19 protein-coding genes and 1 other RNA gene are annotated in these 22190 nt (G+C 31.5%); 11 read left to right on the forward strand and 9 right to left on the reverse strand.

Going from position 1 to position 22190, the window contains the following annotated elements; all coding sequences use genetic code 11:
* The 6 genes from dnaA (at position 1) to DQN38_RS00030 (ending at position 7904) form a co-directional block, all read left to right on the forward strand.
* Positions 1-1311: a chromosomal replication initiator protein DnaA gene (gene dnaA, locus DQN38_RS00005; protein ID WP_065843915.1), complete on the forward strand. Its 1311-nt coding sequence runs from the start codon at positions 1-3 to the stop codon at positions 1309-1311.
* 137 nt (positions 1312-1448) lie between these two features.
* Positions 1449-2519 (forward strand): DNA polymerase III subunit beta, encoded by a 1071-nt coding sequence (gene dnaN / locus DQN38_RS00010; RefSeq protein WP_111738129.1) that lies wholly within the window; start codon positions 1449-1451, stop codon positions 2517-2519.
* An 8-nt stretch (positions 2520-2527) separates the two neighbouring features.
* Positions 2528-4849, forward strand: a complete 2322-nt coding sequence (gyrB, locus tag DQN38_RS00015; RefSeq protein ID WP_038452528.1) for a DNA topoisomerase (ATP-hydrolyzing) subunit B — start codon at positions 2528-2530, stop codon at positions 4847-4849.
* A complete protein-coding gene (locus DQN38_RS00020) occupies positions 4849-6231 on the forward strand; it encodes an EAL domain-containing protein (protein ID WP_002847903.1) in 1383 nt (460 codons plus the stop codon). The genes gyrB and DQN38_RS00020 overlap by 1 nt, the downstream gene beginning before the upstream one ends.
* A gap of 2 nt (positions 6232-6233) precedes the next feature.
* Entirely contained in the window at positions 6234-6674 is a 441-nt protein-coding gene (gene queF / locus DQN38_RS00025; protein ID WP_038452533.1) for a preQ(1) synthase, read from the forward strand.
* 9 nt (positions 6675-6683) lie between these two features.
* The gene (locus DQN38_RS00030; protein ID WP_065844193.1) at positions 6684-7904 is read left to right on the forward strand and encodes an HD domain-containing protein; all 1221 of its coding nucleotides are present in this window, start codon (positions 6684-6686) and stop codon (positions 7902-7904) included.
* Between the two features lie 4 nt (positions 7905-7908).
* Here DQN38_RS00030 and ffs read toward each other — a convergent pair.
* Positions 7909-8006: signal recognition particle sRNA small type (gene ffs / locus DQN38_RS00035), an RNA gene on the reverse strand.
* Positions 8007-8054: 48 nt separating this feature from the next.
* Here ffs and DQN38_RS00040 point away from each other — a divergent pair.
* The gene (locus tag DQN38_RS00040) at positions 8055-8477 is read left to right on the forward strand and encodes a hypothetical protein (protein ID WP_111738130.1); all 423 of its coding nucleotides are present in this window, start codon (positions 8055-8057) and stop codon (positions 8475-8477) included.
* Here the strand turns inward: DQN38_RS00040 and DQN38_RS00045 are convergent, their stop codons facing one another.
* From DQN38_RS00045 to fliK, 3 genes are read right to left on the reverse strand one after another with little or no spacing between them, the layout of a single operon-like run.
* Positions 8478-10118 (reverse strand): flagellar hook-basal body complex protein, encoded by a 1641-nt coding sequence (locus DQN38_RS00045; RefSeq protein WP_111738131.1) that lies wholly within the window; start codon positions 10116-10118, stop codon positions 8478-8480.
* Entirely contained in the window at positions 10115-10906 is a 792-nt protein-coding gene (locus DQN38_RS00050; RefSeq protein ID WP_042960192.1) for a flagellar basal body rod modification protein, read from the reverse strand. Before DQN38_RS00050 ends, DQN38_RS00045 begins: the two co-directional genes overlap by 4 nt.
* Before the next feature lie 57 nt (positions 10907-10963).
* On the reverse strand, positions 10964-12565 hold the full coding sequence (gene fliK, locus DQN38_RS00055; protein WP_065843868.1) for a flagellar hook-length control protein FliK: 1602 nt from the start codon (positions 12563-12565) through the stop codon (positions 10964-10966).
* Between the two features lie 159 nt (positions 12566-12724).
* Here fliK and DQN38_RS00060 point away from each other — a divergent pair, with 159 nt between their 5' ends.
* The 3 genes from DQN38_RS00060 (at position 12725) to DQN38_RS00070 (ending at position 16505) form a co-directional block, all read left to right on the forward strand.
* On the forward strand, positions 12725-13927 hold the full coding sequence (locus DQN38_RS00060; protein ID WP_065843867.1) for a multidrug effflux MFS transporter: 1203 nt from the start codon (positions 12725-12727) through the stop codon (positions 13925-13927).
* An 86-nt stretch (positions 13928-14013) separates the two neighbouring features.
* Entirely contained in the window at positions 14014-15822 is a 1809-nt protein-coding gene (typA, locus tag DQN38_RS00065) for a translational GTPase TypA (protein ID WP_002847920.1), read from the forward strand.
* A complete protein-coding gene (locus tag DQN38_RS00070; protein ID WP_065843866.1) occupies positions 15822-16505 on the forward strand; it encodes a hypothetical protein in 684 nt (227 codons plus the stop codon). The genes typA and DQN38_RS00070 overlap by 1 nt, the downstream gene beginning before the upstream one ends.
* Before the next feature lie 42 nt (positions 16506-16547).
* Here DQN38_RS00070 and DQN38_RS00075 read toward each other — a convergent pair whose 3' ends face one another.
* The 3 genes from DQN38_RS00075 to DQN38_RS00085 are packed head-to-tail and all read right to left on the reverse strand — an operon-like array spanning position 16548 to position 19156.
* Positions 16548-17609, reverse strand: a complete 1062-nt coding sequence (locus DQN38_RS00075; protein ID WP_002847924.1) for an ATP-binding protein — start codon at positions 17607-17609, stop codon at positions 16548-16550.
* 7 nt (positions 17610-17616) lie between these two features.
* A complete protein-coding gene (locus DQN38_RS00080) occupies positions 17617-18186 on the reverse strand; it encodes a ribonuclease HII (RefSeq protein ID WP_065843865.1) in 570 nt (189 codons plus the stop codon).
* Positions 18179-19156: a DUF475 domain-containing protein gene (locus tag DQN38_RS00085; protein WP_002847933.1), complete on the reverse strand. Its 978-nt coding sequence runs from the start codon at positions 19154-19156 to the stop codon at positions 18179-18181. The genes DQN38_RS00080 and DQN38_RS00085 overlap by 8 nt, the downstream gene beginning before the upstream one ends.
* A 135-nt stretch (positions 19157-19291) precedes the next feature.
* On the opposite strand from DQN38_RS00085, the gene DQN38_RS00090 reads away from it, so the two are divergent.
* Positions 19292-20242, forward strand: coding sequence for an ABC transporter ATP-binding protein (locus tag DQN38_RS00090; RefSeq protein WP_024305264.1), 951 nt, complete (start codon positions 19292-19294; stop codon positions 20240-20242).
* A 9-nt stretch (positions 20243-20251) separates the two neighbouring features.
* On the opposite strand, the gene DQN38_RS00095 is transcribed toward DQN38_RS00090, so the two are convergent.
* Positions 20252-20881 carry a tetratricopeptide repeat protein gene (locus DQN38_RS00095; protein ID WP_042960138.1) on the reverse strand — a complete coding sequence of 210 codons (630 nt, stop codon included), beginning with the start codon at positions 20879-20881 and terminating at the stop codon, positions 20252-20254.
* Between the two features lie 121 nt (positions 20882-21002).
* Positions 21003-21947, reverse strand: a complete 945-nt coding sequence (locus DQN38_RS00100) for a cation diffusion facilitator family transporter (protein WP_065843864.1) — start codon at positions 21945-21947, stop codon at positions 21003-21005.
* Between the last annotated feature and the right edge of the window lie 243 nt (positions 21948-22190).

Consider the following 22190-nt stretch of genomic DNA (forward strand, 5'->3'; position numbering starts at 1 on the left):
TTGCTAGCAGATGAAGTAATAGAGCTTTTAGGTCAAGAGATATCTAAAAATGAGTTGGAAAACTACATATCTCAAATTAAATTTAATGAAAAATCTTCAAATAGCGAAAATATTATTTTTACAGCCCCGAATGAACTTGTAGCTAAATTTATACAAACTAGATATGCTAACAAAATAGCAAATATCTTTGAAGTTAAAACCGGAATTAAACCGGTCATAAGCATAACAACACAAAAAAATAGAGTATCAATCAAAGCAAAAGATATAGATGTAAAACAAATTCGCACACAAAGCTCACTTCTAAATCCTAGCTATACATTTGAAAGTTTTGTCGTGGGCGATTCAAATCAATTTGCCTATATAAGCTCACAGCAAGCTGCTCAAAATCCGGGTAAAGTTTATAACCCGCTTTTTATATATGGCTCAACAGGACTTGGTAAAACTCACCTTTTACAATCCATAGGAAATTACTGTTTAGAACACGGAAAAACAGTAATTTGCGTAACTAGTGAACAATTTATGAGTGATTTTATCAGAAATGTAGAAAATAGAACTATGAATAAATTTAAAGAAAAATATAGAAATTGCGATATTTTACTCATAGATGATATTCAATTTTTTCATAAATCTGAAAAAACTCAAGAGGAATTTTTTCATACTTTCAACGAAATTCATGCAAAAAAAGGTCAAATCGTTATGACTTCTGATAAACCTCCAAAAATGTTAAAAGGTTTTGAAGAGAGATTAAAAAGTCGTTTTGAATGGGGACTTATGGCTGATATAACACCGCCTGAACTTGACACAAAAATACGAATTATAAAAGCAAAATGCGAATTTGACGGTATAAATTTAAGCAGTGATATAATCGAATATATAGCTACAAATATGGGAGATAACATTCGCGAGATAGAAAGTGCAATTATAAATATAAACGCGTTTGCAAACATTATGCGACAAGAAATTACTTTAGAATTTGCTAAAAATGTTATAAAAGATCAAATAAAAGAGAAAAAAGATAACATAAGTCTTGAAAATATTATAAGCTGTGTAAGTCATGAAATGAACATAAAACCAAGTGATATCAAAAGCAAAAGCAGAACAAAAGGTATAGTTGAAGCAAGAAGAATTTGTATCTATTTAGCAAAAACATTAACTCCAAACTCAATGCCTCAACTTGCAACTCATTTTGGACTAAAAGATCACAGCGCAGTAAGTCATAATATAAAAAAAATAAATGAAATAATAAATAACGATGGATACTTTAAAGCAAGAGTTGAAGAACTAAAAAATAAGATAACATCAAAGGAATAATGTGAAAAGAAGTGAAAAAGTAAAACTTTATTTTCAATATATAAATAACGAATTTTACGGTGTTTAATGATGATTTTCACAAAATCAACATATCAACTAAAAATAAAAAAATAAATTAAATTTAAAAGGCAAAAAAAATGAAAGTTCTAATTAAAAAAAATGTCCTTGAATCAATAGTTATAAACACAAACCCCTATCTTGATAAAAAAGATTTAAGTTCTATAACTTCTCATATCTTTTTATCTGCTAGAGATGGAGTTTTAAATATAAAAGCGACTGACAATGAAATAGGACTTGAATATAAAGTAAAAAATGCAACTATAGCAGATGAAGGAATGGCAACTGCTAATGGTAAAAAACTTCTTGATATAATTAAAAGCTTAAAAGACGGCGATATAATGCTAGAAACTATTCAAAATCATCTTTACATAAAACAAAATAACTCAAAATATAGACTTCCTATGCAAAAACCAGAGGATTTTCCAGATTTTCCAAGTTTAGAAAACAAAAAGAAATTTGATATAAATGCAGGATCTTTAAGTAAAAGTCTTAAAAAAATATCAAGCTCAATAGAAAACGTAAATTCAAAAATAGAATTAACAGGAGCTTTAATTGATATAAAAAAAGATCATATAAACTTAGTAGGTACGGATACAAAAAGATTAAGCGTTTATCAACTTGAAATAAATTCTCAAAACGATCCTTTTAGTATAATAATACCAAAAAAAGCTATAACCGAAATTCAAAAATTATTCTTTGAAAACATTGAAATTTATTATGATGAAAATATATTTATAGCAGTATCACAAAACTTTGAATTTTTCACGAAACTAATTAACGGAAGATATCCAGATTATACAAGAGTAGTACCAAATGAGATAAAACAAAATATAATTTTAAATCGAGAAAAAATAATAGAAGGCATAAAAACTATATCAATGCTTTCAGAAATAGTAAAAATAACAATAGCTCCAGATAATATAAGTTTTGAGAGTATAAATGATGATAATAGTGAAGCAAAAACATTTATAGAATATAGAAGTAATGTTAGTGATCAGATTATTTTAGGAGTTAAAAACAGATTTATACTTGATTTTTTATCAAGTATTGAAGATAGTGAGTTTAACTTAGGATATAACGAACCTAATTTGCCTTTTATATTAAGTTCAGGCGATCTTAGAACTGTTGTAATGCCAGTAAATATTTAAGGAAAATAATGGAAAATTTAGAAAAAAATTATGGTGCTGGAAATATAAAAGTACTAAAAGGGCTTGAAGCTGTAAGAAAACGTCCAGGAATGTATATCGGCGATACGAATATTAGCGGTCTTCATCATATGATTTATGAAGTAGTTGATAACTCTATAGACGAATCTATGGCAGGTTACTGTGATACGATAAATATAGAGCTTACAAGAGAAGGTTCTTGTATAGTTACTGATAATGGTCGTGGAATTCCTGTTGATATTCATCCTACAGAAAAAATTTCAGCAGCAACAGTAGTTTTAACTGTACTTCACGCAGGTGGTAAATTTGATAAAGATACTTATAAAGTTTCAGGAGGACTCCACGGTGTTGGAGTTTCGGTTGTAAATGCTCTTTCAAAAAAACTAATTCTTAACATAAAAAGAGATGGAAATTTATATCGTCAAGAGTTTTCAAAAGGAATACCCCAAAATATTTTAGAAGCTGTAAAAACTACAAATCGAACAGGAACTAGTGTTGAGTTTTGGCCTGATGATGATATATTTGAAGTAACTGAATTTGATAAACAAATTTTATCAAAAAGATTTAAAGAATTAGCATATTTAAATCCAAAAATTACTATAAATTTTAAAGATCAAAGAGACGGTTTTAGTGAAACTTATCATTTTGAAGGTGGGCTTGAAAGTTTTGTTACAGATATAAACAAAAGTAATCCAGTAAGCAAAGCAGTTAGTTTTAGCGGTGGTGAAGAAGATGTTATAGTGGATTTTGCTCTACTTTACAATGAAACATATACAGAAAATTTACTAAGTTTCGTAAACAATATAAAAACTCCAGATGGTGGAACTCATGAAGCAGGTTTTAGAGCTGGGCTTACAAGAGCTATTACAAATTATATAGCTGCAAATGCTGCAGCTCGTGAGAAAGATACTAAGATAACCGGAGATGACATAAGAGAAGGACTTATAGCTATAGTTAGCGTAAAAGTTCCAGAACCACAATTTGAAGGTCAAACTAAAGGAAAACTCGGCTCGAGTTATGTAAAACCTATCGTTCAAAAAATGACTTTTGATGTTTTGTGCAAATATTTTGAAGAAAACCCTATCGAAGCAAAAGCTATAATGAATAAAGCTCTTATGGCTGCTCGTGGTCGTGAAGCAGCTAAAAAAGCGAGAGATTTAACACGCAAAAAAGATAGTTTAAATAGCGTAGGAACGCTTCCTGGAAAATTAGCTGATTGTCAAAGTAAAGATCCAAGTGAGAGTGAAATTTATCTTGTTGAGGGAGATTCTGCTGGAGGCTCTGCAAAACAAGGTCGTGATAGAGCGTTTCAAGCGATTTTACCACTTCGAGGTAAGATATTAAACGTAGAAAAAAGTAGACTTGATAAAATTTTAAAATCAGAAGAGATAAAAAATATGATAACCGCATTTGGATGCGGAATTGGTGAAGAGTTTGATCCTGAAAAACTTAGATATCATAAGATAATTATTATGACTGATGCGGACGTAGATGGAAGCCATATTCAAACTTTACTTCTTACTTTTTTCTTTAGGTTTTTAACTCCGATCATTGAAAATGGTTATGTTTATCTAGCTCAGCCGCCTCTTTATAGATACAAAAAAGGTAAAAAAGAGATCTACTTAAAAGATGAAAAAGCTTTGAATGAATTTCTTATAGAAACTGGAATTGAAGGTGAGGATTTTGAAGGTGTTGGAAATAAAGATCTGATTGATTATTTAAAGATAATCGCGGCTTATAGAAGTATTTTGATGGATCTTAAAAAACGTTTTAACGTACTAATCGTTATAAGATATATGATAGAAAATCCGGATGTTATAGCAAAAAATTATAATGAACTTTTTGAGATTATAAAGAAAAAACTTGAAGATGAAAAATTTAATATTTTAAATTCATACGTAAATGAAGATGAGATTAGGATATATGTTCAGACTGAAAATGGGCTTGAGGAACTTGTTATAAATGACAATTTATTTGCAAATCCTCTTTATGAGGAGGCTGTTCATATATTTACAAAAATGAAAGAGCGTGATATAGATCTAAAAAGAGATCCAGTAGAAGTGCTTGAAGATATAGAAAAAAATGCTAAAAAAGGTGCTTATATACAACGTTACAAAGGTCTTGGAGAGATGAATCCTAGTCAACTTTGGGAGACAACTATGAATCCAGAAAATAGACGACTTTTAAAAATAGATGTTAGCAATCTTCAAACAGCTAGTGAAATTTTTGAACTCTTTATGGGTGATGAGGTTGAACCTAGACGAGATTATATACAAGCTCATGCAAAAGATGTAAAACATCTGGACGTTTAATGCTTTATAGCCAGCAAAAAGAGCGAAGTAACCGCTTTGCTCTTGCTCTTAGGATAGCTACTCCTTTTATCATTATTTTATTTATTTGGGGTTATGCGTTTGTAAATTTAAAAAACTATAAAATTTATGAAATAATTCTATTTGCTCTGCTCACATTTATATATGTTTATTATACTTTTTATATGATTTATAATGGATTTAATACAAGTCTTATTGATCAATCTACGGGAAGTTTTACAAGAGATAAAATTATAAAAATTATAAATAAAAGCATTAAAAACGGTGAAAAAAAGTATATCATTATGATATCTATAAAAAATTTAAATGAAATTGCTAATAAATACGGGCTTGGAAGTGTTGATAAAGTTTCAAAACAATTTTTAGAAAAACTCCATAGTTTTTTGGAAAAAAATAGTATTCGCAAAGTTCCTATCGGTAAATATATTGATGGATGTTTTATTTTGCTTATCGACTCTAAATTTAGTAAATTTAATAACTTATTAAAAAGCTTTGAGCTTAGTATTTTAAGAGATAATATCGATAATATAGAGCTTAATTTAGCTTACAATAATATTAGATCTGATTATGATTTAAATTTGAATGTCACTCTTTCAACTCTATTTTATATGATTTTAGATAGACAAAATGAGCTAAAAATAAACGAAAGCAAATATGAAAAGATGATTTTTGAAGCACTGCGCGATAAAAATTTTATTTTTAAATTTCAAACTATAAAAAGTAATAAAAACTCAGATGATATGACATATGTGATGCAAAGACTAAAACTTCCGAACTCAAATATATCAAAAATCAAATTTTCCCAAGTTATAAACAGAATCGGTTATGAGATATTTTATGATAAAGAGGTTTTAAGGCTGTTTTTTAGTAGAATTAGCAAAGATATAAAAGGTAAAATTTTCATAGAAATTTCTCCTGTTAGTCTAAGAAACTACTTTTTTAAAGCAGAGCTTTTTAAAATGATAAAAAAGTATAATATAAATGCTAAAAATTTAGTTTTTGAGTTTTTTGAGGATAAATTTTATGATGAAATTTCAAATTTTAACAATATTATAAATGAGTATAAAAAATTTGGATTTAGCTTTGCTTTGAGCCATTTTGGTGGAAAAAATAGTAGCTTTGAGTATCTTAAATATTTAAATATTGATTATATAATTTATGATATTGAATTTAGTAAAAATCTACATAAAGATAGATTTAAAATGTTATTTAATAGTGTAAATAGCGCTTCAAAAGCTCTTGATATAAAAACAATTATTAGATTTATAAGTAGTAATGAGCTTTATGAAATAGCAAAAAATAGTGAAGTTGATTATATCCAAGGTTTTTACATTGAAAAACCTAAGTTAAATTTAAAGGATTAAATATGGAAAATAAAAAATATGGTGAAAAAATTATAAATGAATTTGATATAGAAAAAAATCTTGAAATTTGGCCAAACTCTAGTAAAAACGACTATGCTATTCGCATAACTTTGCCTGAGTTCGCGTGTTTTTGTCCGCGCTCGGGATATCCTGATTTTGCTACTATATATCTAACTTACGTGCCGCGTGACTTTGTCGTTGAACTAAAAGCGATAAAACTCTATATAAATAGCTTTTTAAATCGTCATATAAGCCACGAAGCAAGCATAAACGAGATCTATGATACTTTAGATAAAAAGTTAAATCCAAAGTATTTACGCGTAGTGGGAGACTTTAATCCGCGTGGAAACGTGCATACGGTTATAGAGTTGGACTCAAATTTAGTTCGCAAAGAAAAATTCGACGTAAGTTCTATCACTTTAGAAACTACTCGCAAATTTTAAGGCTCAAAAATGATAAACGCTAAACTCATAGATCACATCTTTAAAGCTGCTTCGATTTCGCGTTGGAATGACTATCCAAAAATGGTAAATTTAGTCGAGCTTGATAAACAAGCACATAAATTTATAATAGCTTATTTTATCGCAAAGCTCGAGCCTGACGTGGATATGAACTATATCATAGAAGGCGGTGTTTTTGAGTTTTTAAGCCGTGTAGTAGTGACTGACATTCGCCCTGATGTTTTCCATCAAATCCAAAAATCCAAAAATCAAGAAATTCAAAGCTGGATTTTAACTAAACTTGAAAATATGGTTGAAGATATCGATGGGGGTAAATTTTTTGAAAGGTTTAAAGCTTATCAAGATGATAAAACTCATAAAAAAGAGCGTCTTATATTAAAAGCGGCTAGCTATATAGCGACGAAATGGGAGTTTAGCATAGTTTATCAAACTAGTAAATTTCTAAGCGACATAGAAGAGTTAAAACAAAAAGTCGATGAGGAGTTAGAAGATTACTACGAGCTTATAGGAGTTCGTAAAATCGCTATGAACCAAAAACTAGCTCGTATCATAGATCTAAGCGGACGACTTCGTTTTCAAAAGCGTTGGGCACAAACTCAGCGTATTCCTGAGACTGCAGTGCTTGGACATATGCTAGTCGTGGCGATATTTGCTTATTTTTATAGCTTGAAAGTAGGGACTTGTCCAAAACGACTTGAAAATAACTTTTATTGCGCTTTGTTTCACGACTTACCAGAAAGCCTTACGCGTGACATCATAAGTCCTGTAAAATACGGTATAAATGGACTAAACGAGATAATAAGCGAATACGAGATGAGACTTATAGATGAGCGAATTTTACCTTTTGTTCCTGAAAGTTTTAGAAGTGAGTTTAGCTACATTTTAGGCGTTAGAAAAGAAGATGGTGTTTTGAAAAAAGATGAGTTTGAAAACCGTATAAATAAAACTACTCCGATACATTTTGAAGGTAGTATGAGCAGCGTAAATGATAATGAGTTCAACGCTATAGATGGTAAAGCTCTAAAATGCTGTGATAATCTAGCTGCATTTGTAGAAGCGGGAATTTCTATAAGTTATGGTGTAAAAAGCAAGGATCTAGTCAGCGGATTTAATAACATACAAGCTAAATTTGATAAAAATCCAAAGATAGAAGGCGTTGATTTTAGTAAAATTTGTGCTGAGATCATAGAGTATTTTGATATAAGACTTTAGAAACCCTTCCCCAGATGACTGCGGCACACACTAAGAAAAAGTGCTCTGCTATGTTCCCATCCTGAAGCGGTTCTTTTTAAAAGCATTGCACAGGTCTAAGGAAAGGCGAAAAGGATTATATCTAAATTATACTTAAATTAGGATTACGCTATGAATTATAAATTTCATTTTTTGTCTGTTTTTCGTGAGATTTTTATACCGCATCATCGCTCTTTAGAGTTTCGTGCTAAAGTTTTAGCTGCTATGCTTTGTGCTAAAAAAACTGTTTCACAAAGTGATTATAACGATATAAAAGATATTGCAACAGAAATTTATATAAACGATGAAAGACGTGTCGGTGTTTTGGTACAAACCGTAAAAGAGTATGTTCAAAAAGTAAAAGAATTTAGTTATATAAGTCTTGATTCATTGCTTATAGACATAGACTATAATTTAAAAAATTTAAGAAGATATGCTAAAAAGATAGATTTTGCTCATTTAAGACGTCTTATGATAGATAGTGATGAAGATGATGCTCTTTTGCAACAAAGAGTTTATGAGTATTTCTTAAGCGAAGTTAGGAGATACTCATAACTATTTTTTCATATTTATCGCTTTTTGTATCATTTGATCACTTGTAGTGATCGATTTTGCACTTGCGTCATAAGCTTTTTGCATAATGATAAGATCGGTTAAAGATACGCCAAGATCTACATTACTCATTTCAAGAGTGCTATTTTTTATAGCTGCTCCATAAACTACATTCCCGTTTTGATCTTGATAAAATATAGGTTGACCTGAGTTTGCAGTTGTTTGATATGTATTTTCGCTGCTTTTTGAAAGACCTTGATTATTTTGGAAATGATATAGGGCAACTTTAGCGACAGAAGCCATTTTACCGTTGTCAAATATAGCTACAACTTCACCGTTATCATTCATAGTATATTCTTTTAGCAAACCTTCTGCTTCACCGTTTTTATTTACAGATAAGTTTAAATTTTGATCCCCCGTTGATCTCATACCGTCAAATCCGCTATTTGGAGTATTTGGATCATATGGAGTACCTAAATTGACGTTTAGTTCAGCTCCATCATTATCTAAAGTTCCTAAAGTATTGCTTACTAAAGCACCTTTTTCATTGAAATTTAAAACTCCGTTTGAAGTCGATATAACTTCGTTAGTAGGAGAAAAAATAGTAGCACTAACATTCCATGCTGTTCCGTTATCAAGATGCGGAACTTGTTTTGAAAACTCCATTTTTAATATATTTTTATTGCCGTTTGGAGAGATTATATCTGTACTAAAACTTTGAGTATTTGGTACTTCTTGTTTTAAATTTACATTTGCTTCTATGCTAAGTTCACCATCTAAATTTAAACTTCTTATATCGAAGTCATTTAAGCTAAAATTACCGTTTTCATCTGTTTTTGCTGCGGTTGTGATGGATTCGCCGTTAGCATCTTTTATAGTGATTAGTACATCTTCGTTTGGGCTATTTGGATTTTGTACTAATGGAGTGTCCGTTAGCGATCCATTTAAACTTATGGTTTTACCTTCTTTATTTATTGCCGTTGTAATTTTTGTATTATCTAAATTTATATTTATCGTTTGAGTATTTATGGTAGAGTCAAGATTACCGCTAAATGATACGTCTGTTGTTGCAGTAGCAGGTAAAAATAGCACGTCTGGCAAATGTATTTTTGTTTGCGCCGTAGAAGCACTTAACTCTATTGAAGTACCTGTTTGTAGAGTAAATGCTTGTTTATCGTTATTTCCCATAAGATTTCCTAGCTTTTGCTCTGCATTTGGACTAAGAGCTATCGCGTTTAAATTTGCCATCGTACCTAGTAGATAAAGCCCGTTTCTATTTACGATATCTCCATTTACGTCTTTACTAAAATCACCGTTTCTAGTAAAATACTGCTCACCGTTTATCCCACTAAGTCCAAAAAATCCATCTCCTACTATAGCTAGATCAAATACTTTATCGGTATTTTGTAGGCTTCCTGGCTTGAAATTTAAACTAGTTGCCATACTCGTTGAGCCAAGACCGATTTGTGATGTGACCGGACTTGTACTTGTCTGGTTTAGTGACTGATATAGTATGCTTTTAAACTCAGCGGTGCTTGATTTGTATCCTACAGTATTGATATTTGAAATATCATTTGATATAACATCAATACCGAAATTTCCAGATTTTATCCCGCTTATACCGTTATAGTATCCTATCATCATGAGCTTGGTTTCTCCGAATCATTTGAGTTAGATGAATCATTTGAGTTATTTACTGCCGTAGTTTTAACCGGTTCTGTAAATTCGCTTATTTTATCCATTGATACGTATTCTCCGGCTATTTTGATTTGAGCTATGCCATTTACGAATTTAACCGCTTCTACAGGATAGCTTCCTAATATGCTTTCTCCTGAATTGCCTGATGTATCTGTATATGTTGCTTTTATCAGATATTCTCCTGGTAAAGTTATATCTCCGTTATTATCAGTGCCGTCCCAGTTAAATTTATTTATTCCGGACTTTAACTCATCAAATTTTATATTTTTTACTAAATTTTCTGATGAATCATATATTTGAATGCTGCCTGATTTAACATCATTAGGAAAATATAAACTAAAATCCACAGAGCTAGTCGTAGTATCTTTTGACACTGCGTTCGAGAGATTTGCCATCTTTCCAAGCGCACTCATAGCTGTCATAGAAAGGCTGCTTTGCATTTGAGTTGTTAGTTGTTTCATAACTTTATTTGTATTTTCTTGCATTTCAAGAGTGGCTAATTGACTAGTTTGCTCAAGCATTTTTGCACTATCCATAGGCTCTGTTGGGTCTTGATACTGAAGTTCGACAAGAAGTAGTTTTAAAAATGCGTCTTTATCAAGCTGTGAATATGGATTTGTACCTGTTCCACTGGCGTTATTTAATTTTTCTGCTTCCGTTTGTGCTGCCCATTTGTCTGTCGTGAATTGAGTTCCGGTTGGAGTTGCCGTATTATTCATAGAATTTATTGCCATGGATTATCCTTTTATATGCAATTTTGCTATTTTAAGCAAAATTCATTCCTTTTTAACTTAAAAGTATCGCGGTACGACAACTTCTAAGATGACTTGTTCATCTTCATTTTGGTTTAATACATTTTCAAAATCATTGTCATAGTTTTTAAATTTACTGTTTTGACCTTGTTCTTTATTTTTATTTTGATCGCTAAAATTCATAGAAAGTTCAGTAAATCCCATATTTACAAGGCTATTTTTAAATTCGGCTTGATTTTGGATAAATAGCTGCATAGTTTGATTATTTGAGTTGAAATTTATATGTAGATTATTTCCTCTGTTTATCAAAGTCACCTCTACTTCGCCTAGATTAGTCGGATTTAGTGTCATATGAAATCTAGTAACAGGTGGTTTATATTCAGCTATTTTTTCTTGTAAATTTGAAGCAAAACTCTCAAAAGTTTGTTTGATTTGACCGTTTTTTAATTGGAGTTTAGAGTTTGCGACCACATCTTTTACCGACTGATTTGAGCTTGTTTGACTGCCGTTTTGATCGCTGTTATTTTGCATGTTATCTTTTTCACCGCTATTTTTTGTCTCTTTTGTAAAACTGCCACTAAGTGTAGTTTGAGACTGTTTATCTTTTGTTTCGCTACTTTCTTTTATAGCTCTTTGCATAATATTTGCTAGATAATCATCTACATTCGTATCTTTTGCGTTTTTTTGAGATGTATGATTTGCAGTCGCACCGCTTGTATCTTTTGTATGTTTGTCGTTTTTAGTTAGTTCTGTTTCGATATTTTTTGTATTTTGAATTGCATTTTTTTCACCGTTTAAATCTGCTTTTTTGCTATTTTTATGTTCCGCTTGCTCTACTGAAATTTTTGACTTATCCGTGTTTTTTAAATTTATAGTATCTTCTGTAGCTTCTTTTATGTTATTAGTTTCAGTTTTATTTTTGGTTTTTTTTCCGCTTGCATCATCGATTGTTTGCGTACTTTGAAGAAGTTTTGTTAGACTAGGGGTTGATTCGTCGCTTTTTTTATCTATTTTTAATGATTTTTCTATTTTTTGTTTTGTTACTTCGTTTAAAACTATCTGCGTATCTTGAATTTTAAAAAATCCTTTTGCTTCAAGAGCTTTGAACTCGGTTTTTAGAGTTGCTAAATCCTCTTTCGTAATCTTCAAATTACTTAGACCTAATCCAAATTTATTGCTCAAATTTATTATATCTTGTAAGCTTTTTGCACCTTTTATCTCATTTATATTTTTTTCCGTTGATAAAAATTTTGCTAAAGTATTTGAAAGAGCCGGAAATTTATCAAGTTTTTTTCCGTCATTCAATGCTTCAAGAAGCGATAAAATTTGCATAAAATCAGCATCTTCTAAGATAGATATACTATTTTTATTTGGGCTTTCTTGAGATGAATTTTCTTCTATTTCGATTTCATCCGGATTGGATTTTGAGTCTATTTTTTCATCTTTTTTATCTATTTGGGACTTTTTTGCATTTTGTTCTACTACGCTTTTGCTGCTCTCTTCGCTAATATTTTCATTTTTATTTACGCTATTTATAACCATAGACAAGAAGCTATCATTGCTACTTTCATGGCTATCACTCGGTTTTGTCTGCATCGTACTTGATGCAGTATTGTTTAGTAATGCGTTTAGTGTTTGCATAAATAGTCCTAAATAATTAAAATCTGCTGTTATTCACTAGCAAAAATTATTCCAAACGACTCATTTCATCCGAAATTTATAAAATAATTAAATGTAATATAAATTACTCTTTAAGTTTTTTAAGATATACTAAACAGTTTTATTTTTTAAAGGAGATATATGCAAAATTATACGAAAATCCATGGATTTTCTAAATTTAAAATTATTTTTATCTTGGCTCTTATGTCAGCTATAGCACCACTTTCTACCGATATGTATCTTCCTGCTTTAAAGAGTGTTCAAGAAAGTTTTAACACAAGCGAGTTTCTTACTCAGTTATCTATCGCTACTTTTTTCATAGCTTTTGCATTTGGACAGTTGATATATGGACCATTAAGTGATATTTTCGGTCGTAAAAAACCTCTTATTGTCGGTATAGTGATTTTTATGTTCTCAAGTTTAGGATGTGTTTTAGTCGATAATGTAGAACTTTTCATCGTATTTCGCTTTTTAGAAGCTCTTGGAGGTTGCGCCGGAGTTGTTATAGCTAGGGCCGTGGTAAATGATCTATTTGAATTAAAAGAAGCCGGAGCCGTATTTGCTTTAATGATGGTAGTTTCTAGTTTAGCTCCTATGCTCTCTCCAACTTTTGGTAGTTTGCTTTTAAAGATTTTTTCGTGGCAAAGTATATTTGTAACTCTATTTTTATTAGGAGTTTTGCTCATATTTTTAGTTGTTTTTGTACTTAAAGAGAGTGCGTCCATATCAAATAAAGTTAAATTTTCACAAAAAGAGATTATAAAAAATTACGCTTTTGTACTAAAAGATAGACCGTTTTTAGTCTATATATTTTCATCCGGATTTGCTATGGGTGCGATTTTCGCTTATATTACCGGCTCTTCTTTTGTATTTATAAAAAGCTTTGGGCTTTCTGAGCAGACTTATGGGTTTTTATTTGGGTTAAACTCGCTTGGTTTTATAATCGCTGCAAATATCAATGCAAAATTAGTTCTAAATTATTCTCCTTATGTTTTGCTTCCGAAGGCATTTTTTGCTATGCTTACTTTTGGTGCAGCTCTGATATTTTGCTCATTTTTAGGCTTTTATGCGTTTGAAATATCTCTATTTTTTATCATTTCTATGCTTGGTTTTATTATGCCTAACACAACTACTTTAGCGATGGCTAGATTTAGAGATCACTCCGGTACAGCTTCTGCTTTACTTGGCACATTACAGTTTGCTATAGCCGGACTGGTATCTTTTATAGTTGGATTTGTTCAAGCAAATACACCGTTTTTACTTTCTGTAATGATATTTGGATGTATATTTTTAGCTTTTTTTACCTATTTTTTTATTGGAAAGATGGTTTTAAAAGATGAGTAAATTTATAAAGAAATTTCATCATATAAAAGATTTAGAAAATTTAGGGTATAATCTACCCCTAAATTTAAAAAAATCAAGGAAAGCAGTTGGAAAAGATAAGAAATATTGCAGTTATCGCCCACGTTGACCACGGTAAAACTACTATGGTCGATGAACTCCTAAAACAATCAGGAACTTTTACCGAGCATCAAGCAGTAGGTGAGAGGGTGATGGATAGCAATGATATTGAGCGTGAGCGTGGAATTACAATTCTTAGTAAAAATACAGCGATTCGTTATAAAGATCATAAAATAAACATTATAGATACTCCAGGACACGCCGATTTCGGCGGTGAAGTTGAGCGTGTTTTAAAGATGGTAGATGGTGTTTTGCTTCTTGTAGATGCACAAGAAGGCGTTATGCCTCAAACTAAATTCGTCGTAAAAAAAGCTCTTAGCTTAGGTCTTCGTCCGATAGTCGTTATAAACAAAATCGACAAACCAGCAGCAGATCCAGACAGGGTTATAAACGAAATTTTCGATCTATTCGTCGCACTTGACGCGACTGATGAACAGCTGGAATTTCCGGTAGTTTACGCCGCTGCTAAAAACGGTTACGCAAAGCTTAAACTTGATGATGAAAACGTAGATATGAAACCGCTTTTTGAGACTATCTTAGCTCATGTTCCAGAGCCAACTGGAAAAGACGACAATCCTCTTCAACTCCAAGTTTTTACTCTAGATTACGATAATTACGTCGGCAAGATCGGCATCGCTCGTATATTTAACGGTAAAATCAGTAAAAATCAAAACGTTATGCTAGCAAAGGCTGATGGTACAAAAACAACTGGACGCATAAGCAAACTTATCGGATTTTTCGGACTTGATAGAATGGATATAAACGAAGCAGGAACCGGTGATATCGTGGCTATCGCGGGATTTGAGACGCTTGATGTGGGCGATAGCGTTGTCGATCCAAATAATCCTATGCCGCTTGACCCGCTCCATATCGAAGAGCCGACACTTAGCGTCGTATTTAGCGTAAATGACTCTCCATTAGCCGGAACAGAAGGCAAATTCGTCACTTCAAATAAGATAGATGAGCGCTTAGAGAGCGAAATGAAGACAAATATCGCTATGAAATACGAAAATATAGGCGAGGGTAAATTTAAAGTAAGCGGTCGTGGTGAATTGCAGATCACTATTTTGGCTGAAAATATGCGTAGAGAAGGCTTTGAGTTCTGTCTTGGTAGACCTGAAGTTATCATAAAAGTTATAGACGGCGTAAGATGTGAACCTTATGAACTTCTTGTTATCGACTCCCCAGATGATTGTACTGGAACCGTTATCGAAAAATTAGGCAAAAGAAAAGCCGAAATGGTAAGTATGAATCCAACTGGAGACGGACAAACTAGAATCGAGTTTGAGATACCTGCGCGCGGCCTTATCGGCTTTAGAAGCCAGTTCTTAACTGATACCAAAGGCGAGGGTGTTATGAACCATAGCTTTTTGGAATTCCGTCCATTAAGCGGTTCGGTAGAACATAGAAGTAACGGCGCTTTAGTTAGTATGGAAAGCGGCGTGGCTTTGGCGTATTCGCTATTTAATTTGCAAGATAGAGGTATTTTATTTTGCGATCCTCAAACCAAAGTTTATGTTGGCATGATCATCGGTGAACATAGTCGTCCAAATGATCTTGACGTCAATCCTATAAAAGGTAAAAACTTAACAAACGTACGCGCAAGCGGAAGTGATGACGCTATAAAACTAGTTCCGCCGCGCAAACATAGCTTAGAGCGCGCTCTTGAGTGGATAGAAGAAGACGAACTTGTAGAAGTAACTCCTATAAGTATCCGTATCCGCAAACGCTACCTTGATCCAACCATGAGAAAAAGAATGGCGAAATCTAAAGAATAATGAGTTTAAAAGAGCTTGAAATAACTAGAAAGCGGTTAAGGCTAAAGCTTTTTGCCGTTTTAGTCATAGCCGCCGCCTTCGGTTTTTTGGCGGCTGCTTTGCTCTTTAAATTTGACGCTGTTATGGCGATAATAGCTGCTATTTTTATAACGCTTTTTGTCTACTATCATTTTAAATTTAAAATTACAAAAGATTTTGAACATGATTTAAAGGAGCGAGTTTTAGCTCAAATTCTTATAAGCATGAATTTAAAAGCTTTAAAAGACGAGCTTGACGAAAATGAGTTTTTAGAAGGTAAAAATAATTTTCCAAAAACAGATATTTTGTTTAACTCTTATAAAATTTGTCAAGCTGAGTTTGATAGTTTTAATATCAAATTTTACGATGTATATTTAAAAGATACGAATAGCTCAAATACGCTATTTTACGGGCTTTTCGCGAGTTCTAAATTTAAAAAAACTTTAAGTATGGATAAAAATAGTTTGGATATCTCAAATTTAAAAGATATTTTTGGCTCAGATATCAGTTATTTTATTTCAGATAATAAAATTTTATTATATATAAATAGCCAAGGCGATAGTTTATCACTAAATTTAAAAACTCCTATTAGTAATGAAGGAGTAGATATTTTTAAATTTAAATCAGGCATAAACACAGTTTTAGAGCTGTTTAAAAGCTTTTAAAATAGCAAATATTTAAGTTTATATTCAAGCCTTTTTTTTGATTTATAGAGCTACTGCCCATTGCCAAAATGGCATAACGGAGCATCTGATTCCTTCAAAAGCAATGTTCGAGTTATTTGAATTGCTTATGACTTCGACTTTTGTGATCCCTAAATTTTTATAGTAATTTATAGATTTTTTAAATTTAAGAAATATAAATTCTGGCGGTAAAAACGGAATTACTAAAATCGCTAAATTTTTTTTAGGAATGAAAAAATCTATCTCATCGCTAAAAAATAGTTCATTTTCTAGTTTTAAAAGCTCACAAAAAACCATATTAGCAACTGTTTTTTTTGGATCTTTTTCATAACCAAGAGCATTCTTAAATCCAAAATCGCTAAAATAAACTCTCTTAAGACTGCTTTTTTCATCTATGTGATGTACGAAATTTATTAGATTTTCGTTCTCAAATTCGCTTAAAATACGGTAAATATTATCTTTTGATATCTTTGTAGTCTCTTTTAAATCTTTATAAATTTTATGAGTATTAAATGGCTGATGTACGTAAGCGGCGATTTTTGAGAGTATTTTCGCTTTTTGTTCGCCAAGATAAGCTTTGATTTTCATTTGCAGAAATTCACTCACTTCAAAATCTTGCAAAAATGCACTTTTAGCGCCGTTTCCCCGAGCTAAAAAATGACTAAATAGAGTTTTTGCTTCGTAATTTTTTCTATAAAATGCTATAAACTCTTCATAGTCAAGTCCATTTAATTTAACTTTTGTAAATTTATCTATAAAAAACGAGTTTGAAGTGGTTGAAATAATGATGTTGTCGCATTTGCAAGGAGTATAAAAGTCGTTTTTTACTCCATCGAATCCTATAGCTTTTATCTTTTTATCTTTTATAAACTCATTTAAATTAGGGATGAAATCAACTCTAATATCTTCTAAGTTCAAATATAAAAAATCTTGTCCGAACTCCTCTAAATACTGTATTAAAAGTGCTGTTTTACCGCTATTTATAGCTCCTTGTAAAATAATTTTATTACCGTTAAAATACGTTTTTCTATCTATAAATTTTGGATTTTTTGGCGGATTTTGATAGAAATATTCTAAAATATCCATAACATACCTAAAATAGCGATTTCTCAAGCGCTTTTAGATGAAAACTAAGTCTTGTTAGTTCGTTTGAGCCATGTTGTTTTAAAGCTTCTATATGTGCTTTTACGCCGTATCCTTTATGTTTTGCATATCCAAAATCTGGATAAATTTTATCAAAACGTCTCATTTGTCTATCTCTGCTAACTTTTGCTATTATACTAGCTGCACTTACTTGAGGGACGCTTGAATCGGCTTTTATGATAGTTTTTATATTTTTAACACCGTAATCGCAGTTTCCATCATAGATAAAATCACACTCGTTAAAATGCATTTTTATCACGTTTAAAGCACGCCTTAAGCAGTCGCTAAGTCCGATTTTATCAACTATAGTATTCCTAAAATAAACTACTAAATAATCGCTCATTTTTTCTAAATTTAAAAAAATTTCCTCTCTTTTTTGTTCGGTTAATTTTTTTGAATCGCTAAGTCCAAGTTTAATAATTTCTTTTTTAAATTTAGGCTTAAACACGCATCCAGCTACAACTAATTCACCTGCCAACGCTCCGCGTCCAGCTTCATCTATGCCGCAAATTTTAGCCATTTGTTATCTTTTTATTTTTATAAATAGAGCTTAAAAACGCAATTACTATAAGTCCAAATCCTATGGTTCCTGTTATCGCCTCGCCGACTTCATGAAAAACATTTATAAACATTATGATAGCTAGCGCCAAAATGGCGTAATGCGCTCCGTGTTCAAGATAGATGAAACTTTCAAGAGTTTTTTTATGTACCATATAAATTGTTAAGCTTCTTACAAACATAGCTCCGATTCCAAGACCTATCATAATAATAAAGATATTTTCACTCATCGCAAATGCGCCGATAACTCCATCGAAACTAAAGCTAGCATCCAAAACCTCTAAGTATAAGAATCCCATGAAACCGCTTTTAACGCCATTTGCACTAAAAATATCATCAAACAAAGATAACGCCATATGCAAAAGCACGGCACCGAAATACGATAGTGCGTAACTAGTATTTTGTGTTAAAAATACGATGATCATGCCTGTTAGTATCGCTATAAAAAGCGCTATAGAATTTGTTTTAGAAAGTATGTGCACAAGGTAGTTATCTTCTATAAATCTTATCCATTTTACATCTTTTTCCTCAAAGAAAAACGACAAAAACACCATTAACAAAAACGCACCGCCAAATATATAAATTTGATTTTTGTTCGCACTTAATGCGTTGTGATAAGCATCAGGATCGTTTAAAGCTAAAGAGAATGTTTCCCACATTCCAAGATTTGCCGCGACTGAAACTATAAGGATAGGAAATAAAAATCTCATTCCGAAAACAGCGATCGGAATACCGAAAATTATAAATCTATCTTGCCATTTTTTGTTCATTCCAGATAGTATTTTAGCATTGACAACAGCATTATCAAAGCTAAGACTAACTTCTAAAATTCCAAGCAAAAAACAGATATAAACCGCTAAAAAACCACCGATAAAATATGCAAGCAAAAGACCTAAAATCGTAATAATAAATGATGAGTAAAAGTATTTCATAAAATCTCCAAAAAAGTGAAAAATATTATAGCATAAATTGATTTAATATTATAATGTTTGATTAATGATATTAAATATCATTAAATATTTTAATGTATAATAGCTCAAATTTATTTAGGAGAGAATTTGCAAGAGATACTAAAAATTAGCCATTTGAGTAAAAAATTCGGAAATAACACTGTTTTAAAAGATATAAATCTTAGTTTAAACTCAGGCGAGATACTGACTATTTTAGGCGGTAGCGGATGCGGTAAATCAACTCTTCTTAGAATAATAGCAAATTTAGAAACCGCAGACGGCGGAGATATCGAGCTTTTAGGTGATGAGGTATGTAAAAATGGAGTATGCAGTAAAAATAAAAAAGTAGGTATGATGTTTCAAAACTATGCTTTGTTTCCGCATATAAACGTATCTGAAAATATCGCTTTTGCGCTTCACGCTTTACCAAAATATCAGAGAAATCAAAAAGTTTTAGAGTTGCTAGATAAGTTTCACATAAGCGAGTTAAAAGATAAAATGATAGATAAAATCAGCGGCGGTCAAGCTCAAAGAGTAGCTTTTGCAAGAGCCGTGGCAAATGAGGAGCGGCTTTTGCTTTTAGACGAACCATTTGCAAATTTAGATTCACATTTAAAAAATATGCTTAGAAATGAGCTAAAAGCTATGATAAAAGAGAATTCGTTAAGCGCTATAATGGTCACTCACGATAAATTTGACGCGTTTTTGCTAAGCGATAAGATAGCTCTCATATCAAGAGGTGAAGTTTTGGCTTGCGCAACGCCAAGAGAACTTTATTTCGAGCCAAAAACGGCTGAAATAGCTAAGTTTTTAGGCGATATAAACGAGATAACCGCAGACGCTGCTTTAAGTTTGCCAGATAAATTTAAAAACTGGTTAGAGGCAAAAAATTTTATGTTTAGACCAGAAGAGATAATAAGCTCAAATGAGTTTGAAGCTAAAGTTATAAGCTCACAGTTTTTAGGTGCGAATTATAAACTTGAGCTTGATTTTATGGGAGTTAGATTTCATACTTTTGTAAGTTCGATCTATGATATAAATAGTAGTTTTAAATTTGGTTTAGCTTAAGTTTTTTGCTTAATCTTGTTTTTGACTAAGCATGTTGCAGCTCTCACAAGCATCTTCAAATCCCATTTCGCATGCATGACAAAAATAGTCTTTTGCTTTGATAGCATCTTGTTCTATGCCGCTTTTTTCTGAGTAGATAAAATACATTAGCGCTAGATAATTACATCCGTTTGCCTCTCCCATTTCACACGCTTTTTTAAATAATTCCATAGCTTTATAGTAGTCTTTTGATATAAAGTTTCCATTTGCATACATAATCCCAAGCTCGCTACAACTGATATAATGTCCCATTTCACACGCTTTTTCATATAACTTTGCAGCTATTTGGCGGTTTTGCTCTACTGCGTTACCGTTTTCGTACATTACTCCTAGATATCCGCAAGCTTTTGCTTCTCCGCCATCGCAGGCTTTTTGAAATAATTTTACGGCTTTTTTATAATCTTGCTTTACGCCTTGATTTAATACATATAAATTTCCAAGAGTATAACAGCTGTTCATATTTCCTTTATTGCACGCTTTTTGAAAGCTTATGACCGCACTTTTGTAATCTCCTTTTTCGTATGCTTTCAAACCGTTTTCATAATCTTTGCAAAACGCTAAAACAGTACTTAAAATATAAACCAAAACTAGCTTTTTCAAATTTATATCCCTTTAAAATAAATACAATATTATAAATTTATCATATTAATTTTTAAATCCAACTTATCATGCGACCGATTTTTATATATTTGTAAATGCCGTTTTATTTTAAATTTAATCTCTAACTCTCCCGCCACTCGGGTTGGATAGTTATGTGACCTATTTCGAGTCTATTTTTTAAACTAAGAGATAGATCGTTGATTATTTCATCAAATTTAAAAATATTATCCTTGTTAAGAACTATATGAGCAGTCAAAACGTACATTTTATGAGTTATTTCACTTATATGTAAGTCATGCACGTCTAAAACTAAAGGGTTTTCTAGCATAACGTTTTTTGCTGCGTTTATATCTATAGGAGATGCTTCTAATAGTATGTTCATACTGTCTCTTGCTAGAGAAAATGACCATTTAGCTATTATGATAGCGATAAATAGAGCCAAAGCACTGTCTATCCACCATAAATTTGTAAAATATACTATTATGCCGCCTAAAATTATAGCTACAGAACTTAATAAATCGCTCATCATATGAGCAAAACTTGATTTGATATTTAAATTACCCATATCCCCTTTTAGCATTATTAATCCAGTCGTGATATTTACTCCTAGACCTATCGCAGCCACTATAAGCATTGTACCTATCTCGATCGGTTCTGGATTTATGAGCTTAACAATGGCTTCATACACTATAAATAGACCAAAAACAGCTATCAAAATCGAGTTTATAAAAGCCGCTATCGTCTCAAGTCTGTGGTATCCAAATGTTTTTTGCTCACTGCTAAAGCTAGAAGCAGCCCATATGGCAAACCAACTAAGCCCCAAAGCTATTACGTGCGATAGCATATGCAAAGTATCGCTCATAAGCGCTAAAGAGTTTGTGATTAGCGCATATACAAATTGAAATATCATAGCGGCAACTGTTATAAAAAGGCTGATTTTGAGAACTTTTTTATTTGTATTTGCCGATGAGTGAGAGTGTGAATGTGCGTGATGGTGGTCACTTGCGTGATCGTGATAACTCTGCTCAAGCGGTTTGTGTGTTATATGTCCATATACGCATTGCATATTTTGTCCTTAGTTTTTAAAATTTAATTTTAATTTAGCACAAAATTACTTTAAAAAAGATAAAATAACTCTTTAAATTAGTAATTTAAATTTATATAAAATATTTAATTAAATAATTTAAGTTTTATTTTAATAATTTTTCTAATTTTATTATAAAACTATGGATTTATCGATACTATTTATTTCATAAAGCTTAAAAAATAATGATAAATTTATTTTTAAATGATATTTGATATCATTGGT

The sequence above is a fragment of the Campylobacter fetus subsp. fetus genome, from assembly GCF_900475935.1.
GTDB classification, from domain to species: domain Bacteria; phylum Campylobacterota; class Campylobacteria; order Campylobacterales; family Campylobacteraceae; genus Campylobacter; species Campylobacter fetus.

What these genes read in the sequence shown, in the direction of transcription:
- dnaN (WP_111738129.1), top strand. Translation starts at nt 1,449, where the DNA reads ATGAAAGTTCTAATTAAAAAAAATGTCCTTGAATCAATAGTTATAAAC.
- gyrB (WP_038452528.1), top strand. Translation starts at nt 2,528, where the DNA reads ATGGAAAATTTAGAAAAAAATTATGGTGCTGGAAATATAAAAGTACTA.
- DQN38_RS00020 (WP_002847903.1), top strand. Translation starts at nt 4,849, where the DNA reads ATGCTTTATAGCCAGCAAAAAGAGCGAAGTAACCGCTTTGCTCTTGCT.
- queF (WP_038452533.1), top strand. Translation starts at nt 6,234, where the DNA reads ATGGAAAATAAAAAATATGGTGAAAAAATTATAAATGAATTTGATATA.
- DQN38_RS00030 (WP_065844193.1), top strand. Translation starts at nt 6,684, where the DNA reads ATGATAAACGCTAAACTCATAGATCACATCTTTAAAGCTGCTTCGATT.
- DQN38_RS00040 (WP_111738130.1), top strand. Translation starts at nt 8,055, where the DNA reads ATGAATTATAAATTTCATTTTTTGTCTGTTTTTCGTGAGATTTTTATA.
- DQN38_RS00045 (WP_111738131.1), bottom strand. Translation starts at nt 10,118, where the DNA reads ATGATGATAGGATACTATAACGGTATAAGCGGGATAAAATCTGGAAAT.
- DQN38_RS00050 (WP_042960192.1), bottom strand. Translation starts at nt 10,906, where the DNA reads ATGGCAATAAATTCTATGAATAATACGGCAACTCCAACCGGAACTCAA.
- fliK (WP_065843868.1), bottom strand. Translation starts at nt 12,565, where the DNA reads ATGCAAACACTAAACGCATTACTAAACAATACTGCATCAAGTACGATG.
- DQN38_RS00060 (WP_065843867.1), top strand. Translation starts at nt 12,725, where the DNA reads ATGCAAAATTATACGAAAATCCATGGATTTTCTAAATTTAAAATTATT.
- DQN38_RS00070 (WP_065843866.1), top strand. Translation starts at nt 15,822, where the DNA reads ATGAGTTTAAAAGAGCTTGAAATAACTAGAAAGCGGTTAAGGCTAAAG.
- DQN38_RS00075 (WP_002847924.1), bottom strand. Translation starts at nt 17,609, where the DNA reads ATGGATATTTTAGAATATTTCTATCAAAATCCGCCAAAAAATCCAAAA.
- DQN38_RS00080 (WP_065843865.1), bottom strand. Translation starts at nt 18,186, where the DNA reads ATGGCTAAAATTTGCGGCATAGATGAAGCTGGACGCGGAGCGTTGGCA.
- DQN38_RS00085 (WP_002847933.1), bottom strand. Translation starts at nt 19,156, where the DNA reads ATGAAATACTTTTACTCATCATTTATTATTACGATTTTAGGTCTTTTG.
- DQN38_RS00100 (WP_065843864.1), bottom strand. Translation starts at nt 21,947, where the DNA reads ATGCAATGCGTATATGGACATATAACACACAAACCGCTTGAGCAGAGT.